16 protein-coding genes are annotated in these 15,851 nt (G+C 70.7%); 5 read left to right on the top strand and 11 right to left on the bottom strand.

Translation table 11 applies throughout. The annotated features are described in order from the left end of the window. Positions 1-28 precede the first annotated feature (28 nt). The gene (locus KUM44_RS23035) at positions 29-1,492 is read left to right on the top strand and encodes a zinc-dependent metalloprotease (RefSeq protein WP_217210531.1); all 1,464 of its coding nucleotides are present in this window, start codon (positions 29-31) and stop codon (positions 1,490-1,492) included. After that, on the top strand, positions 1,489-2,004 hold the full coding sequence (locus KUM44_RS23030; protein WP_217210524.1) for an NUDIX hydrolase: 516 nt from the start codon (positions 1,489-1,491) through the stop codon (positions 2,002-2,004). The genes KUM44_RS23035 and KUM44_RS23030 overlap by 4 nt, the downstream gene beginning before the upstream one ends. Positions 2,005-2,067: 63 nt before the next feature. Here the strand turns inward: KUM44_RS23030 and KUM44_RS23025 are convergent, their stop codons facing one another. The 4 genes from KUM44_RS23025 to KUM44_RS23010 form a co-directional block, all read right to left on the bottom strand. Further along, on the bottom strand, positions 2,068-2,823 hold the full coding sequence (locus KUM44_RS23025; RefSeq protein WP_217210523.1) for an AIM24 family protein: 756 nt from the start codon (positions 2,821-2,823) through the stop codon (positions 2,068-2,070). Positions 2,824-2,840: 17 nt separating this feature from the next. Next, positions 2,841-3,521 (bottom strand): AIM24 family protein, encoded by a 681-nt coding sequence (locus KUM44_RS23020; RefSeq protein WP_217210522.1) that lies wholly within the window; start codon positions 3,519-3,521, stop codon positions 2,841-2,843. 11 nt (positions 3,522-3,532) lie between these two features. Continuing rightward, the gene (locus KUM44_RS23015) at positions 3,533-5,287 is read right to left on the bottom strand and encodes a TerD family protein (RefSeq protein WP_217210521.1); all 1,755 of its coding nucleotides are present in this window, start codon (positions 5,285-5,287) and stop codon (positions 3,533-3,535) included. Positions 5,288-5,463: 176 nt separating this feature from the next. Then, positions 5,464-6,060 (bottom strand): M48 family metallopeptidase, encoded by a 597-nt coding sequence (locus KUM44_RS23010; protein ID WP_217210520.1) that lies wholly within the window; start codon positions 6,058-6,060, stop codon positions 5,464-5,466. A 275-nt stretch (positions 6,061-6,335) separates the two neighbouring features. Here KUM44_RS23010 and KUM44_RS23005 point away from each other — a divergent pair, with 275 nt between their 5' ends. Then, on the top strand, positions 6,336-7,556 hold the full coding sequence (locus KUM44_RS23005; protein ID WP_217210519.1) for a TOMM precursor leader peptide-binding protein: 1,221 nt from the start codon (positions 6,336-6,338) through the stop codon (positions 7,554-7,556). Continuing rightward, positions 7,549-8,919 (top strand): AarF/ABC1/UbiB kinase family protein, encoded by a 1,371-nt coding sequence (locus tag KUM44_RS23000; RefSeq protein ID WP_217210513.1) that lies wholly within the window; start codon positions 7,549-7,551, stop codon positions 8,917-8,919. Before KUM44_RS23005 ends, KUM44_RS23000 begins: the two co-directional genes overlap by 8 nt. A 6-nt stretch (positions 8,920-8,925) precedes the next feature. On the opposite strand, the gene KUM44_RS22995 is transcribed toward KUM44_RS23000, so the two are convergent. From KUM44_RS22995 to KUM44_RS22975, 5 genes are all read right to left on the bottom strand, one after another. Then, positions 8,926-9,135: a hypothetical protein gene (locus KUM44_RS22995; RefSeq protein ID WP_217210512.1), complete on the bottom strand. Its 210-nt coding sequence runs from the start codon at positions 9,133-9,135 to the stop codon at positions 8,926-8,928. Between the two features lie 136 nt (positions 9,136-9,271). After that, positions 9,272-9,595, bottom strand: a complete 324-nt coding sequence (locus KUM44_RS22990) for a hypothetical protein (RefSeq protein ID WP_217210507.1) — start codon at positions 9,593-9,595, stop codon at positions 9,272-9,274. Beyond that, complete coding sequence (locus KUM44_RS22985; protein ID WP_031479359.1) at positions 9,592-9,960, bottom strand: WhiB family transcriptional regulator; 369 nt, start codon at positions 9,958-9,960, stop codon at positions 9,592-9,594. Before KUM44_RS22985 ends, KUM44_RS22990 begins: the two co-directional genes overlap by 4 nt. Before the next feature lie 174 nt (positions 9,961-10,134). Beyond that, complete coding sequence (locus tag KUM44_RS22980; protein ID WP_217210505.1) at positions 10,135-10,461, bottom strand: hypothetical protein; 327 nt, start codon at positions 10,459-10,461, stop codon at positions 10,135-10,137. Positions 10,462-10,626: 165 nt separating this feature from the next. Next, complete coding sequence (locus KUM44_RS22975; protein WP_374202066.1) at positions 10,627-12,822, bottom strand: ATP-dependent DNA helicase UvrD2; 2,196 nt, start codon at positions 12,820-12,822, stop codon at positions 10,627-10,629. A gap of 183 nt (positions 12,823-13,005) precedes the next feature. Between KUM44_RS22975 and KUM44_RS22970 the strand changes: the two genes are divergently transcribed. Then, positions 13,006-13,248: a mycoredoxin gene (locus tag KUM44_RS22970; protein ID WP_128434519.1), complete on the top strand. Its 243-nt coding sequence runs from the start codon at positions 13,006-13,008 to the stop codon at positions 13,246-13,248. 97 nt (positions 13,249-13,345) lie between these two features. Here the strand turns inward: KUM44_RS22970 and nudC are convergent, their stop codons facing one another. Together nudC and KUM44_RS22960 are read right to left on the bottom strand one after the other, a co-directional pair. Then, positions 13,346-14,287, bottom strand: a complete 942-nt coding sequence (gene nudC / locus KUM44_RS22965; protein ID WP_217210503.1) for an NAD(+) diphosphatase — start codon at positions 14,285-14,287, stop codon at positions 13,346-13,348. Between the two features lie 156 nt (positions 14,288-14,443). Next, complete coding sequence (locus KUM44_RS22960) at positions 14,444-15,847, bottom strand: dipeptidase (protein WP_217210501.1); 1,404 nt, start codon at positions 15,845-15,847, stop codon at positions 14,444-14,446. Positions 15,848-15,851 lie beyond the last annotated feature (4 nt).

The raw sequence follows: 15,851 nt of genomic DNA, 5'->3' as shown, positions 1-15,851 counted from the left end.
CCGGTGGCCTTACCAGCCGAGGAATCCCGTGAGTGACACCCCATTCGGATTCGGCCTTCCGCCGGAGGAGCCGGACGACGGCGACGAGGGCAAGAAGAAGGACCAGCAGAGCGGTGGTGGTCAGGGTCCGGCCAACCCGTTCGGTTTCGGCGGGCTGCCCGGTGCCGGGGGCATTGGCGGCCCCGGCGCGGACAATCCGTTCGCTGCCATGTTCGGTTCGCTGAACCCCACCGACCTGGGTGCCGCGTTCCAGCAGCTGGGGCAGATGCTCTCGTACGAGGGCGGCCCGGTGAACTGGGACATGGCCAAGCAGATCGCCCGCCAGACGGTCTCCCAGGGCACCGCGGACGGCACGAAGGACGCGAGCGTCGGCCCCGCCGAGCGCACGGCCGTCCAGGAGGCCGTACGCCTGGCCGACCTGTGGCTCGACGACGCGACGTCCCTGCCGTCCGGCGCGGGCTCCGCGGTGGCGTGGTCCCGCGCGGAGTGGGTCGAGGCGACCCTGCCCGCGTGGCAGGAGCTCGTCGACCCGGTCGCCGAGCGCGTCGGCACCGCGATGGGCGACGTCCTGCCGGAGGAGATGCAGGCCATGGCCGGCCCGCTGATCGGCATGATGCGCTCGATGGGCGGCGCCATGTTCGGCACGCAGATCGGGCAGGCCGTCGGCGTGCTCGCGGGCGAGGTCATCGGCTCCACCGACATCGGCCTGCCGCTCGGTCCGGTCGGCAAGGCCGCGCTGCTGCCGATCAACATCGAGACGTTCGGCAAGGACCTGGGCGTGCCGAAGGAAGAGGTGCGGCTGTATCTCGCCTTGCGCGAGGCCGCCCACCAGCGCCTGTTCGCGCATGTGCCGTGGCTGCGCTCGCACCTGTTCGGCGCGGTCGACGGCTACGCGCGCGGGATCAAGGTCGACACGGCCAAGCTGGAGGACGTGGTCGGCCAGTTCGACCCGCAGAACCCCGAGCAGCTCCAGGACGCCCTCCAGCAGGGCATGTTCCAACCGGAGGACACCCCGGAGCAGAAGGCGGCCCTGGCCCGTCTGGAGACGGCTCTGGCGCTCGTCGAGGGCTGGGTGGACGCGGTGGTGCACGCCGCCGCCAAGCCGCGTCTGTCGTCCGCGGACGCCCTGCGCGAGACGCTGCGCCGGCGTCGCGCCTCGGGCGGTCCCGCGGAGCAGACGTTCGCCACGCTGATCGGCCTGGAGCTGCGCCCGCGCCGGCTGCGTGACGCCTCCCGTCTGTGGGCCTCGCTCACGGACGCCCGCGGTGTCGACGGCCGTGACGCCCTGTGGCACCACCCGGACATGCTGCCGACGGCCACCGACCTGGACGACCCCGACGGCTTCGTGCACCGCGAGCAGATCGACTTCTCCGAGCTGGACAAGATGCTCGGCGAGGCGGCGGGCGGCTCCGCCGGGAAGCCGAACCTGACGAAGGACGACGAGTCCAAGGACGACGGCAAGGGCGACGGCAAGGGCGACGGCGCCGAGTGAGCCTGTACGACGACGCGGTCCTCGTACTCAAGGGGTACGAGGACCAGGAAGAGCTGCGCCGGACGTACCTGGAGCACCTGGAGACCCACCGGGACGGCATGTGGAAGGCGTGCGGCGACGGGCACATCACGGCGAGTGCCCTGGTCGTCGACCCGTCGAGCGAGCGGGTGCTGCTCACGCTCCACAGGAAGCTGCGCATGTGGCTCCAGATGGGCGGCCACTGTGAGCCGGCCGACGACACGCTGGCGGCGGCCGCCCTGCGTGAGGGGACCGAGGAATCGGGCATCGCGGGACTGACGCTGCTGCCCGGCGGCCCGGTGCGCCTGGACCGCCATCACACGCCGTGCGCCTGGCACCTCGACGTCCAGTACGCGGCGCTCGCCCCGGCAGGCGCCGTGGAAGCCATCAGCGACGAGTCGCTCGACCTGCGCTGGTTCGCCTACGACGAGGTGGCGGACGTCGCCGACGAGTCGGTCGTACGCCTGCTGGAGGCGACGCGAGCGAGGCTGTGACCTTCGGGCATGCGTAAGGGGCGACCGCCGTGGCGGTCGCCCCTTACGCCTGTTTCCCGGACGTCAGCTCCAGACGTTGCCCTGGTTCTGTCCCCGGGCGCCCTGCTGACCCATGCCGTACTGCGCGGCGAGGCCGGAGCCGATCTGGGCGTTCTGCGGCGGCAGCAGCTCGCTGGGCTGCACGATCGCGTAGCCGCTGCCCATGAAGCTGAGCTCCCAGCCCTCCCCGGTGTTGCCACGGCGCCGCCACACCCCGGAGGAGTGCGTCTGGGACTGCATCTGCACGCGCAGGCTCGTCGACCAGGCGACGATCGCGTCGGCGTCGCAGTTGACGTATTTGTCGGGCGTCACCTGCATCATCAGCGGCATGCCCGAGGTCATCAGGGCGACCTTGCCACGCCCGGTGATGTTGAGCTGGTACTTCCCGGAGCCGGAGATGCCGTAGAGGCTGTCCACGGCGATGGCCTCGTGGTGCAGCGAGGAGTCCATCGCCAGCACATAGCTGCTGTCGACGGTCAGCCCGTCCTGCTCCACGTCCACCAGGTGCACGTGCTGCTTGAGGTTGGCGAGGTAGACCGTGCCCTGCCCGTGGCAGCGCATGAGGTCGAGGCCCTCACCGGTGTGGGCACGCGCGCGTCCCTGCTGGTTGCTCTGGTATTCGGCGTCGAACTCGACCAGGCCCTGGTAGGCGACCATCGTGCCCTTGCGGGCGAGGATGTCGTCGTGGCCTTCCAGGGCGACGCGGAGCATCTGCTTGTTCTGCAGGCTCCAGCGGTCCTGGGTCTGCTGGTCGTTGTAGGCGAAAAGCGGACTCTGCATGGCGTTCTGGCTCCCCCTCAGCCCCGGACCCGGAGACGGTCGGTGCTGTCCTCGCTGGGCTGGACGACGACGATGCCCTGGCCGGAGAAGGCCATCTGGTAGGCCTCGCCGCTGCCCCGGCCGATCAGCGACTGTGCCTTGAAGCTGCGCTTGCCCTTCACCTTGAGGTTGGGCGACCAGGCGACGAGCGCGTCCGGGTCGACGTACGTCTCGTCCTCGCCACCGCCGCAGTCGACGACGATCGGCTTGCCCCGGGAGGTCAGCGCGACCCAGCCCTGCCCGGAGATCTTGGTGTTCCACAGGCCCTGTCCGGCGAACTTCGCCAGGCCCTTCACCCGCTCGACGCCCCACGTCAGATGCGCGTCGAAGGCGAGCAGGTTGGTGGCGTTGACGGAGATGCCGTCGCCGTTGAGGTTGATGACGACGACGTTGGCGCCGTAGTCGGCGAGGTAGAGCAGTCCGTCGCCGGTGCACTTCATCAGGGGCGCGCCCTCGCCGGTCATCCAGTCCTTGGCGATCTGGCGGACGGCCGGCGGGTTGGGCTCGTACTGGACGAAGCCCTCGTAGGCGACCATCGAGCCCACGCGCGCGAAGAGGTCGTTGCCGGTCTGCATGGCGATCTTCGCCATGTGCTTGCCGTGGTTCTCCATGCGGGCGGAGACGGGTGCGGGGGCGAAGCCCGCGAGTGGCTGGTTCATGACGGGCTCCCTCAGATCTCGTACGGCTGGACGACGATGAAGTTGCCGGGAGCGGCCCGGAACTGGAGGTTGACGCTCTCTCCGGTGTCGCCGGGGTAGGCGTTGCGACGCATGCGTACCTGGCTGGAGACGATCACCTGGGCCGCGGACGACCAGGCGACCACGGCGTTGGCATCGGCGAACGTCGTGGGTGTGACCGGGAGGACCACGGGCGTGCCGTGCGTCTTCACCACGATCGTGCCGGTGCCGGTGAACTGCATCGTGAACAGCGCGCCGCCGGGGATGCCGTGCCCCTCGATGCGACGGACCTCGTACTGGAGGCTCTCGTCGAAGGCGAGGACGTTCTCGGCGGAGACGCAGATGCCGTCGCCCTGGAGCTCGATCGGGTGCAGCATCGTGGAGTTCTCAGCGAGGAACACCTGCCCCTGGCCGGTACAGCGCATCAGCTGCATCTCCTGGCCGGTCGCGTTGCCCACGATCCGGCCGGAGAAGCCGGCGCCCTTGTAGCTGAAGTCGACCTTGCCCTGGTAGAGCACCATGCTGCCCTGCCGGGCGAGCACGGGCTGGCCACCGACGCCGAGGTCGACGCGGACCAGCTTCTTGTTCTGCTGCGTCCAGCGCTGGCCGGTGGGCGTCTCCTTGAACTGCTGGAGAGCCGCGGCCACGCCGGGACCCTGGGGGGCGGCGCCTTGAGGAGCGCCCTGAGGCGCACCCTGCGAGGCTCCGTACGGCGCCTGCTGGCCCGGGACCTGCCCGTAGGGGGGCTGCTGGCCGTAGCCCGGAGGCGGGGTCGGCTGGCCGTAACCGGGCGGCGGTGCGGGAGCCTGCGGCGCCTGCGGTGCTTGGGGCGCCTGGGGGTAACCGTAGCCCGGAGGCGGCGGCGCGGTGGGCTGGCCGTACGGCTGCTGGTTCGGCTGGCCGTAGGGCGCGGGCGCCGGGGCGGGTGGCGGCGGGGAGCCGCCGGGGGGCGTCATGGGCGCGACGATGGTCGGCTGCGCGTGTACCGAGGGCGCCGGGGCGGGTGGCGGCGGTGTGGCCCCCGGCGGGGGTGCGAATCCCTGCGCGGCCGGGGCGGGCGCGGGCGCCGGGGCGGCGGGCTGCGGGGCGGGAGCAGGGGCAGGCGCCCCGGCCGGGGCGCCGAACGCGGGCGGAGCGGCGGCCTGGGCGGGCGGTGCGAAGCCAGGGGCCGCACCTGCCTGAGCCTGCTGCGGCTGCGGCGCGGCGGCAGGCGTCTCCTCTTCGGCGACCTCGCCGCCGAAGTTCCTCAGCAGGGCCTCCAGACCGCCGTCGAAGCCCTGGCCGACCGCGGCGAACCGCCAGACGTCCTTGAGGTAGAAGTCGCCCAGCATCACGGCGCGTTCGGTGGAGAACTCCGAGCCACTGAAGGCGTACCGGGCCACCTCCTCGCCGCCCGCGACGATGCGAATGTATCCGGGGTTGACCTGCGACATCTGTCCGGCGCCGTCGATCGTCGCCGTGAAGGACAGCTTCTGGATCTGCGGAGGGATCTTGTCGAGCGTGATCCGGAAGGACTCCGTGTCGCCGGCCTGAGCGCCGAGGAGCTGGATGGACTCCTCAGGAGACTTCGGCTGGTTGAAGAAGACGAAGTAGCGGTCGTCCGAAAGCCGTTCGTCGGCGTCGAGACCGAAGCAGCTGATGTCGAAGGTCAGCCCTGGAGCGGTGATCTGTACACCTACGTACAGATCTGTGCCCGTGGTGAGGTCACTGATCCTGGCCTTGTGGCCGCGTTGGAATTCCCTGGCCATGCGTAACGACCGTCCCCCATCCCGAATGCGAGTGCGTCGCGCCAGGCTAACTGCAAACTCGGACATCGAGCGAAGCCGGTACAGACCCGGTACACAACCCTGGCCCGACCGAAGCGGAAGGACCACTTCCAGGAGATTCAGAGCGCCGTCGGGGAGCGGTCAGAGTGCGAGGCGAGTCATTCGTCGCGCGCGCCGGGCAGATGGGGAAGCCGCTCGGCGGCGACGACGCCTTCGAGGTAGCCCTTCGCCCGCTCGGTGCGCGGATACGCCTCCAGCAGCCGCCAGAAGCGGGGCCCGTGACCGGGCACCAGGAGATGCGCCAGCTCGTGCAGGAGGACGTAGTCGAGGACGTACTCGGGCATGCCCTGCAACCGGTGCGAAAGACGGATGCTGCCCTCGGTCGGGGTGCACGAGCCCCAGCGTGTGTTCTGGTTGGTGACCCAGCGGACCGAGCTGGGCCTGGCACGGCCGCCGAAGTACTGTTCCGACAGCCGCTCGGCACGCTCGGCCAGTTCGGCGTCACCGAGGACCCGCTTGCTCTCCTGGGCGGCCAGCTTGTCGAGCATCACGTTCACCCAGCGCTGCTCCTCGGCCTCGGACATCCGGGCGGGGATGAGCACGACGGTGCGGTCGCCCTCGCGGTAAGCCGAGACCGTCCGGCGGCGGCGGGCGCTCCTGCGGACCTCGATCGCGCTCGCTCCCGAGCCGCTCGACGGCGGGCTCGTCGTACGGCGCTGCGGCGTTCCGGCGCGGTTCAGTGGGTCGGCGGACACGCCCCGACGTTACCCGCTGCACATGGGGGAAGTCCCGACTCCGGGACGGTTCGATGCCGATCCCCCACCATGCGTTTGATTTGTACGACGAATATCCACCGCCTGTGGACAACTTTCGGCGCCAGGCGCCGCGTCGGGGCATGCTGGCAGTCACCGGCGAAGCTGCGACCGAGCTCCACCGGCACACGGGGATGTTCCACGAGGGCTACGGGGGCCTGTTCATGCAAGCGACGGTTTCGACGGTTTCAGAGGCTTCGGAAGACGCGGCGGTACCGGTGGCTCCGCTGCTGAAGCCCGCGCTCCGGCGAGGTTGGCGGGATCTCAACACCGTGCAGTTCGGGATGACTCCGGCACACGCACTGACGCTGGGTCCGATGGACACGGCGACGGGCAGCTTCCTCGATCTGCTCAACGGCACCCGCGGGCTGGAGTTGCTGCGTGAAGAGGCTCGCCGGATGGATCTGCCGGACGGTCATGTCGAGGGGCTGGTGCGGCGACTGGCAGGGGCGGGACTCCTCGACGACACGAAGGGCGGCGGCCCGGCCGCCGACGCACTGCGACGCAAGGAGGATGTCCTGGACCGGCTGCGCCCCGATCTGGCCTCCCTGTCGCTGACCACGTCCGAGCCGGGCGAGGCGATGAGCCGACTGGCCGCCCGCCGCTCACTGCGCGTGCAGGTGAGGGGGGCCGGCCGGGTGGGTTCGATGGTGGCCTCGCTGCTGTCGGGCGCCGGGGTCGGCGAGGTCGACGTACGGGACGTCGGCCGTGTCGAGCCGGGGGACGTGGCGCCGGGCGGACTGCCTGCGGAGGCGGTCGGCGAGCGCAGGGACGAGGCGGCGCGGCGGGCCGCTCGCCGCTGCGCACCGGACCGCCCGCCACGCCGTAGCTCCCAGTCACCGCGCGACCCGGACGACACAGGCCACTCGCTGGTGATCATCGCGCCGAGGGACGACGTCGCGGTGCACGCCCCCGCCCCGTCCGCCGCCGAGCCCCTCATCTCTTCCGGTACGCCCCATCTGTACGCCGGCGTCGTGGAGGGAACCGGCGTGGTCGGCCCCTTCGTCCTGCCCGGCGAGACCGGCTGCGCCGGCTGTCTCCAAGAGGGGCGCACCGACCGGGACCCGGTCTGGCCTCGCCTGGCCGCGCAGTGGCGCTCGGGCTTGGGCAGGGCCCGCCAGGTGCGGCCCTGCGATCTCACCCTGGCCACCACGGTGGCCGGGCTGGCCGCCGCGCACGCCCTCGTGTTCCTGGACGGCCGGGTTCCGTCGAGCGCGGGTGCACGCTGGGAGGTGTCACTGCCCGGTCTCAGCTGGCACGCCCGACCCGTGTGGGCACATCCCGCATGTCCCTGCGGCGCCACGGAGAAAGGTGAGGGAGAACACCCCTCCGAGGACGAGGGGTCACACGAGACAATGGCGGAGCAAGGGCCGTCGAAGGAGTTGCGCCGTAAGGCAGACGCGGAGCGGCTGGCTGGGACCTGGAGGGCGCATGTCTGATCTTCCCCGCAAGGCGGTCACCCGTACCGCCAAGCTCGCCGCGCTTCCGCTCGGCTTCGCCGGGCGAGCGACCTGGGGCCTCGGCAAGCGGATCGTCGGCGAGTCCGCGGAGATCGTCGGCCGCGAGCTGCAGCAACGCACCGCAGAGCAGCTGTTCAAGGTGCTCGGCGAGCTCAAGGGCGGCGCGATGAAGTTCGGCCAGGCCCTGTCCGTCTTCGAGTCGGCTCTGCCCGAGGAGGTCGCCGGCCCTTACCGGGCAGCGCTCACCAAGTTGCAGGAGGCGGCGCCCCCGATGCCGACGCGCACTGTGCACGCGGTGCTGGCGGAGCGGCTCGGCGAGGACTGGCACGACCTGTTCCTGGAATTCGAGGACAAGCCCGCCGCGGCGGCGTCGATCGGCCAGGTGCATCGGGGCGTGTGGCACGACGGCCGTGAGGTGGCGGTCAAGGTCCAGTACCCGGGAGCCGGCGAGGCCCTGCTGTCCGACCTGAACCAATTGAGCCGCTTCGCCCGACTGCTGGGCCCGCTGATTCCCGGCATGGACGTCAAGCCGCTGATCGCGGAGCTCAAGGACCGGGTCTCCGAGGAACTGGACTACGCCCTGGAGGCGCAGGCTCAGCAGGCGCACGCGGAGGAGTTCGCCGACGATCCGGACGTCGTCGTACCGGCCGTGGTCCAGCAGTGCGATCAGGTCCTGGTCACGGAGTGGATCGACGGCATCCCGCTCTCGGAGGTGATCTCGGACGGTACCGAGGAGCAGCGCAACCGCGCCGGTCAGCTCCTGGCCCGCTTCCTCTTCTCCGGCCCGGCCCGCACCGGCCTCCTGCACGCCGACCCGCACCCGGGCAACTTCCGCCTTCTGCCGGGCGGCCCCGAAGGTCCGGACGACTGGCGGCTGGGCGTCCTGGACTTCGGCACGGTCGACCGACTTCCGGGCGGCCTGCCGACCCCCATCGGTGAGTCGCTGCGCATGACCCTGGACGGCGAAGCGGACGCCGTCTACCACCTTCTCTGCACCGAGGGCTTCGTCAAGGAGTCCATCGACCTGGAGCCCGACGCCGTCCTCGACTACCTCCTGCCGATCATCGAACCGGCCCAGGTCGACGAGTTCACCTTCACCCGCGGCTGGATGCGCAGCCAGGCCGCCCGCGTGGCCGACCCCCGCTCCCCCGCCTACCAACTGGGCAAACAGCTCAACCTGCCCCCGGCGTACCTCCTGATCCATCGGGTGACGTTGAGCACGATCGGCGTGCTGTGCCAGCTGGGCGCGACCGTGCGGCTGCGCGAGGAACTGGAGGAGTGGCTTCCGGGGTTCGTTCCGGAGGAGATGACGGACGAGGAGGAGTCGGCGGCCGAGGCCTGAGCCGGACTACCACCAGGCCGAGTCGAGCCGCCCCTCGATCGCTCTGAGGTTCTTCCGGGAGCAGGTGTCGCAGATGTAGTGGCGGGTGCCGTTCTCCACGGAGCAGGTCCAGGTGGGCTGTGGGGCGTTGGCCCGGGTGCCGCAGCGGGCGCACACAAGGGACTGGGGCTCCGAAGCGGAGCCGCGGTTGTCACTGCCTCCGGAAGGACTCGTCACTCGGCGACGATACCCCCGTCGCTCGCTGATCAGCGGGCACAACGCACCGCGGGGGCCGGTCCGTTCGCACGGACCGGCCCCCGCGGGGAGCTACCGCCTCCCGGGTCGGGAGGCCGCCACCTGGTGGTGTGGCCGGTTACTGCATGACCGCCATGGCGAGCGCACGGCGGGCGCGCAGCGAGGCACGCTCGGCCCTGCGCTGCATGCGGCGAGCGGTCGCCAGGCGCATGGCCCGGCGTTCCTGCTCGGCCTCGTGCTGTCGCTCGTGCATATGCGCACGTGCCAGGGCTTCTTGGATGAGTTGCATCTCTCGGTTCCTGTTCTGACGCGAGTCGTTCGCGCCACTGGTGGTGAAGTCTTCAGGCGCGGAGCCTGCGAGTTCGTAGGTGGACGGCTTCATCGGGGCCTGCTTCTGGGGGTCGTGCGTGAGGGGGCGGTCGATCGTTCCTGCGGTGTTCATGCCGTGACCGGGTTCTTGCGCGGGCGGCCACGCGGCCGCTTCCGGGCGACGACGACACCCTGGACGAACAGCTCGCCACCCCAGACGCCCCAGGGCTCACGCCGCTCCTTGGCGCCGGCGAGGCAGGCCTCCATCAGCGGGCAGGTGCGGCAGAGGGACTTGGCGTACTCGACGTCCGCCGGCGACTCGGCGAAGAAGACCTCCGGGTCGTAGGAACGGCAGGGGACGGGCACGCCGAGGTTCTCGATGGCGTCGTCGAGCGCGGTGAGCGCAGTGAGCGGGGTCAAGGTGGAGTCCTCCGTGAGGCCGGGCTTGGGGATCACGTCTGAAGGCGGTACGGACGGGGCGTGCGCTTCGAGTTGCACGGTTCGTCTTCCTCGTCTGGTCGTTCCGGCCCTGTTGGGCCGGGTGGCGGCTGGTACCGGGGCTTTCTCGGCCCGAGGCCCCTTCGCTCCGTCATCCCCGTTGGGGGACAAACAGAAGGGCCGCGGATCCCGGATGGGGTTCCGCGGCCCTGAAGGCGCCGGCCTGATCGGCGATCAGGCTGGATCACTCCAGGGTTCTGGCCCACGGAAGGCCCACATCTGGTGGTGCTGCGTCGTCTGCTTCCGGAATCCGGCACCGGTCGCCGTAAAGGCATAGGCCTGCGCCTTTGCCTCTACTGCCGCTTCCAGTGCCTTGGTCGGTCGCTCATTGCCCTCGCGGACAGGGAGACCCGCGAGAGACAGGGCGGACGCCGGACGAGCGGCACGAATGCCGGACAGACCGGTGCCCTGGTTGGAGGCGCCGAGCATGCACAGGGAAGCGACGACCGAGCGATCGGTCATTTTCACGATGCTGATGGAGCTGGTGTTGATGCTGATCACTGGACTCGCCTCCTCTCGGCGTCTAAGGGGACTGGGGTGAACCAGTCCGACGGGTATGCAAGTAGAACACGGAATTGGGGCCTCCGAGAAGGCCTCCGTCCCCGTGGCTAAGAACCTATGGGGATTGCTGGGGCATGCGCAAACTATTTTTTCGACGAGTTCGTGTCATTCCCCGTCGGCGCTCTCCCCAACCTCCTGGCCTGCACAGATGGCCAGCACATCGGCTCCGTAGCGGTCGAGCTTGCGCTTGATGACGCCGGGGATGCGGGACAACTCAACCGGACTGACCGGCTCCGCCTCGGCGATTGCCATCAGCGTTCTGTCGGTGAAGACGCAGAAGTCCGGCTGTCCGCTGAGGCGGGCCTGGACCCCGCGCCACTCGCGGAGTCGTTCGTAGAGACCCTCGTCCATGTCGGAGGGGCAGGTCTCGCAGCGCATCAGCTTCATCTCACCGGCGTCGGTGAGGGTGCGCCCGCACACGCGGCAGCGCGCCGGGGTGCGCTGGGTGCGTCTCGGGGCGGCGTCCGGTCTGCTCGTGAAGCCGCGCACGACACCCCCGGAGCCGCCTGCCGCGGAGCGTCCGGCCGTGGCGGTCGAGCCGGGGCGCAGTCCGTCGAGGAAGCGGCTGGGGCGGCGGTTCGGACGGCCGCCGGGCGCGCGGGTGAGCGCCCAGGAGACATGGAGGTGCCGCCTGGCACGCGTGACGCCGACATAGAGGAGGCGGCGTTCCTCCTCGATCTGCTCGTCGGTCTTTGCGTAGGTGATCGGCATCATGCCCTCGGCGACCCCGACCAGGAAGACGACGTCCCACTCCAGGCCCTTGGCCGAGTGCAAGGAGGCGAGCGTGACACCCTGGACGGTCGGGGCGTGCTGGGCGTTCGCCCGCTCGTCGAGCTCCGCCACGAGGTCGGCGAGGGTGGCGCCGGGGCTGGCGGCGGCGAAGTCCTGGGCGAGATTCACCAGGGCGGCCAGTGACTCCCAGCGCTCTCTGACGGCGCCGGAGCCGGCCGGCGGCTGGGTGGTCCAGCCTTCCCCCGACAGCACCGCCCGCACCTGCGAGGGAAGGTCGGGGGCGTCGTCGAGGAGTGCGTCGTTGCCGCCGAAGCGGGCCGCGCCGCGCAGGGCGATACCGGCCTTGCGCACCTCGGGACGGTCGAAGAACCGCTCGGCACCGCGCAGCTGGTAGGGCACACCCGCATCGGCGAGGGCCTGCTCGTAGGTCTCGGACTGGGCGTTCGTGCGGAACAGGATCGCGATCTCGGCGGCCGGGACGCCGGAGTCCATGAGTTCGCGGATACGGCGGGCGGCGCCTTCCGCCTCGGCGGGTTCGTCGGTGTACTCGGTGTAGACGGGTTCGGGGCCCGCCTCGCGCTGGGAGACCAGTTCCAGGCGGTGGTCGGCGGCGCGGCCCCGGGCCTGGGCGAGCAGGCCGTTGGCGAGGTGGACGACCTGGGGGGTGGAGCGGTAGTCGCGGACCAGCTTGACGACGGTGGCACCGGGGTGGCGGGTGCGGAAGTCGAGCAGATGGTCGGGGGTTGCTCCTGTGAACGAGTAGATCGTCTGGCTGGCGTCGCCGACCACGCACAGGTTGTCCCGGCCGCCGAGCCAGAGCTCCAGCAGGCGCTGCTGGAGCGGGCTGACGTCCTGGTACTCGTCGACCACGAAGTGCTGGTACTGGGAGCGGACCTGATCGGCGATGTCGTGCCGGTCCTGGAGGATGGCGACCGTGAGCAGCAGGACGTCCTCGAAGTCGATGACGGAGCGGTCCCGCTTGAGGTCCTCGTAGACGTTGTAGATCTGGGCGATCTCGGCCGGGTCGCGGGGTGCGTCGCGGCCCGCCTTGGCGATGGCGGGTGGATAGTCGGCGGGGACGGTCTGGGTGACCTTGGACCACTCGATCTCGGCGGTGACGTCGCGCAGCTCGTTCCGGTCGAGGCGGATGCGGCAGGCGGCGGCCGCGTCCGCGACGAGCTGGATCTTGCGGTCGACCAGCCGGGGCAGGGAGCCACCGACCGCTTTCGGCCAGAAGTACTGGAGCTGGCGCAGGGCTGCCGAGTGGAAGGTGCGGGCCTGGACCCCGGCGGCGCCGAGCTGGCGCAGCCGGCCGCGCATCTCTCCGGCGGCGCGGTTGGTGAAGGTGACGGCGAGCACGCTGGAGGGCTGGAGGATGCCGGCGCGCACCCCGTAGGCGATGCGATGGGTGATCGCCCGGGTCTTGCCCGTGCCGGCGCCCGCGAGCACGCACACCGGACCCTGCAGGGCGGTGGCCACCTCGCGCTGCTCGGGGTCGAGCCCTTCGAGCACCGCGTCGGCAGAGTCCGGCACCTGCGGGAAGAGGGTGGAGTGCGTTGCTGCTGTCACACCGCCATGCTGCCAGGTCGCCGGAGACGGCTGTGCCGGTTGTCCACAGGCAGGCATCGATAGTCGTACTAATGCGGCAGGCATCACGTGCCGGGCATACCCGGGTGGGAATGGCGCCCTGGTCGCGTACGTTCCCCCTCTGAACGACCTGTTTCCCCGAGCCAACAGAGGAGCGCGCGAGACATGCAGGGCACTGTGACGATGTACAGCACCACGTGGTGCGGCTACTGCCAGCGGCTGAAGAAGCAGCTGGAGCGTGAGGGCATCGCGTACACCGAGATCAACATCGAGCAGGACCCCGAGTCCGCGGCGTTCGTCGAGAAGGCGAATGGCGGAAACCAGACGGTCCCGACCGTACTCTTCGCGGACGGTTCCACGCTGACGAACCCGTCGCTGGCTCAGGTGAAGCAGAAGATCGGCGTGTGAGCGACACGCAAAGAGGAAGGGTGGCCGTCCCGGCTCGGGACGGCCACCCTTCCTCTTTACCCTCTTTACCCTCTTTACCCACTTTGCCCTCTGCCGCCTAGACGCTGCGCGTCGGCAGTGGCTTGCCGTACCAGAGCTCGATCAGACGGGCCGCGATCGAGATGCCGTAGGGCGGCATGACCTCGCCGGAGTCGAAGGCGGCACGCAGCTCCTCGCGGGAGAACCAGCGGGCCTCGTGGATCTCGTCGCCGTCGACCTGGACCTCGGTGGAGGTGGCGCGGGCCATGAAGCCCAGCATGAGGCTGGACGGGAAGGGCCACGGCTGGCTGGCGACGTACTCGACCTGCCCGACGGTGACACCGGCCTCCTCGAAGACCTCGCGGCGCACCGCCTGCTCGATGGACTCGCCGGGCTCGACGAAACCGGCGAGCGTCGAGAAGCGGCCCTCGGGCCAGTGGACCTGGCGGCCGAGGAGGATGCGGTCCTCCTCGTCGGTGACGGCCATGATCACGGCGGGGTCGGTGCGCGGGTAGTGCTCGGCGCCGCAGGCGGGGCAGCGGCGGATGTGGCCGGCCGCGGCGATCACGGTGCGCTCGCCGCAGCGGGAGCAGAAGCGGTGAGTGCGCTGCCAGTTCTCCAGGCCGACGGCGTGCACCATCAGCCCGGCGTCACGCGGCGACAGCAGCAGGCCCGCCTCGCGCAGCCCGGCCGCGCGCGCGGACTGGTCGATGCGGCCGGGCAACGCGTCCTTCTGAAGGGCGAAGTAGCTGACGCCCTCCTCGTCGATGCCGAGGAAGTAGCGGTGTGCCTCGGTGAGGGGGGCCTCGAACGAGGGGGTCATGACGAGCTCGGTGCGCCCGTCCGCCGTCTCGTCGATGAGGACCTGGCCGCCGGAAACCACGAAGCAGCGGGTCGTGGGGTGGCTCCATGCCGCCGCGAGCCAGGCCTCGTCGAGCCGGTGGTGAGCTGCGCGGTCGATGCCGCTCGGGGCGGTGAGCGAGATGGGTCGATCGGCGGTGTGGTCGGTCGAGGTGGTCACAGGTGCTTCCAACTCCCCCAGTGGAACGGTGTGCTTCGGCGGGCGTATCGGCGGGACGTGGGACGGGAGGCGACCGGGTGCGGCAGGGCCCGGTGGTGCGGGGCGGCCTTCTCAGTGTGCCCCGCGCGCGATGGCCCTTCGGACGGCCCGGACGGATCAGGGCTCATGGCGCCAGTTCGCGGCCAGGTCGCCCCAGAGGTAGGCGGTGGTCTCGACGCCTTTGAGGAGCAGGGCGAGCTCGACCTTCTCGTTCGGGGCGTGCCAGCCGTCGGAGGGGACCGAGATGCCGAGGAAGAGCACAGGTGCGCCGAGGACGTCCTGAAGGTCGGCCGCGGGTCCGGAGCCGCCCTCACGCGTGAAGCGGACGGGCCCTTCGAAGGCGCGGCCCATGGCCCGTACGACGGACTGGAGAGCCGGGTGGTCCAGCGGCGTCAGGCACGGGCGCGTGGCCCCGCCGAACGCGATCTCGCAGCGGATCCCGGCGGGCACCTGTGCGTCGGCCCAGGCGCGGACGGCCTTCTCGATGTGATCGGGGTCCTGTCCCGCGACCAGCCGGAAGGAGAGCTTCACCATGGCCGAGGACGGGATGATCGTCTTGCTGCCGGGGCCCTGGTAGCCGCCGCCGATGCCGTTGACCTCGGCGGTGGGGCGGGCCCAGACGCGCTCCAGGATGGTGTGACCGGCCTCGCCCTGGGTGGCGTACGACTTGGCGGTGCTCAGCCACTGCTGCTCGTCGAAGGGCAGCTCGGCGAAGAGCTCGCGCTCGCGGTCGGTCAGCTCGACGATGCCGTCGTAGAAGCCCGGGATCGCCACGCGCGCGTGCTCGTCGTGCAGGGCGGCGACCAGGCAGGCGGCTGCGGTCGCGGGGTTGGGCACCGCGCCGCCGAAGGAACCGGAGTGGATGTCCTGGTCGGGGCCGTACAGCTGAATCTCGCACTCGGCGAGGCCGCGCATGCCCGTGCACACCGTCGGGGTGTCCTCGGACCACATGCCGGTGTCGGACACGATCACGGCGTCGGCCGCGAGCCGCTCGGCGTGCTCCTCGACGAGGGTGCGGAAGTGCGGGGAGCCGGACTCCTCCTCGCCCTCGATCAGCAGCTTCAGATGGACGGCCGGTGTCGTCCGGCCGGTGGTGGCGAGGTGGGCGCGGACGCCGAGTGTGTGGAAGAACACCTGGCCCTTGTCGTCGGCCGCCCCGCGTGCGTAGAGGCGTCCATCCCGGACGACGGGCTCGAAGGGCTCACTGTCCCAGCCGTCCTCACGGGCGGCCGGCTGCACGTCATGGTGGCCGTAGACGAGGACCGTGGGCGCCTGGGGGTCGTCGCAGGGCCACTCGGCGAAGACGGCGGGCGCACCCGGCGTCGGCCAGACCTCGGTGGTCGGGAAGCCGGTCTCCTTGAGCTTGGCGGCGAGCCAGTCGGCGCTGCGGCGTACATCGGGGGCGTGGTCGGGCTGGGCCGACACGGAGGGGATGCGCAGCCACTCGGCGAGGTCGTCGAGGAAGGCGGCGCGGTGCTGCTCGATGTACGTGCGGACGGCGCTGTCCGGGGTCTGGCTCATGGTC

The organism is Streptomyces sp. AC550_RSS872, assembly GCF_019049285.1.
Classification (GTDB): Bacteria; Actinomycetota; Actinomycetes; order Streptomycetales; family Streptomycetaceae; genus Streptomyces.
Note: the sequence above shows the minus strand (reverse complement) of the source record. Positions and strands in the feature narration are given on the sequence as shown.

Excerpts from the sequence above, each read along its gene's own strand:
- KUM44_RS23025 (WP_217210523.1), bottom strand. The coding sequence starts at position 2,823 with ATGCAGAGTCCGCTTTTCGCCTACAACGACCAGCAGACCCAGGACCGC.
- KUM44_RS23020 (WP_217210522.1), bottom strand. The coding sequence starts at position 3,521 with ATGAACCAGCCACTCGCGGGCTTCGCCCCCGCACCCGTCTCCGCCCGC.
- KUM44_RS23015 (WP_217210521.1), bottom strand. The coding sequence starts at position 5,287 with ATGGCCAGGGAATTCCAACGCGGCCACAAGGCCAGGATCAGTGACCTC.
- KUM44_RS23000 (WP_217210513.1), top strand. The coding sequence starts at position 7,549 with ATGTCTGATCTTCCCCGCAAGGCGGTCACCCGTACCGCCAAGCTCGCC.
- KUM44_RS22990 (WP_217210507.1), bottom strand. The coding sequence starts at position 9,595 with ATGAACACCGCAGGAACGATCGACCGCCCCCTCACGCACGACCCCCAG.
- KUM44_RS22970 (WP_128434519.1), top strand. The coding sequence starts at position 13,006 with ATGCAGGGCACTGTGACGATGTACAGCACCACGTGGTGCGGCTACTGC.
- KUM44_RS22960 (WP_217210501.1), bottom strand. The coding sequence starts at position 15,847 with ATGAGCCAGACCCCGGACAGCGCCGTCCGCACGTACATCGAGCAGCAC.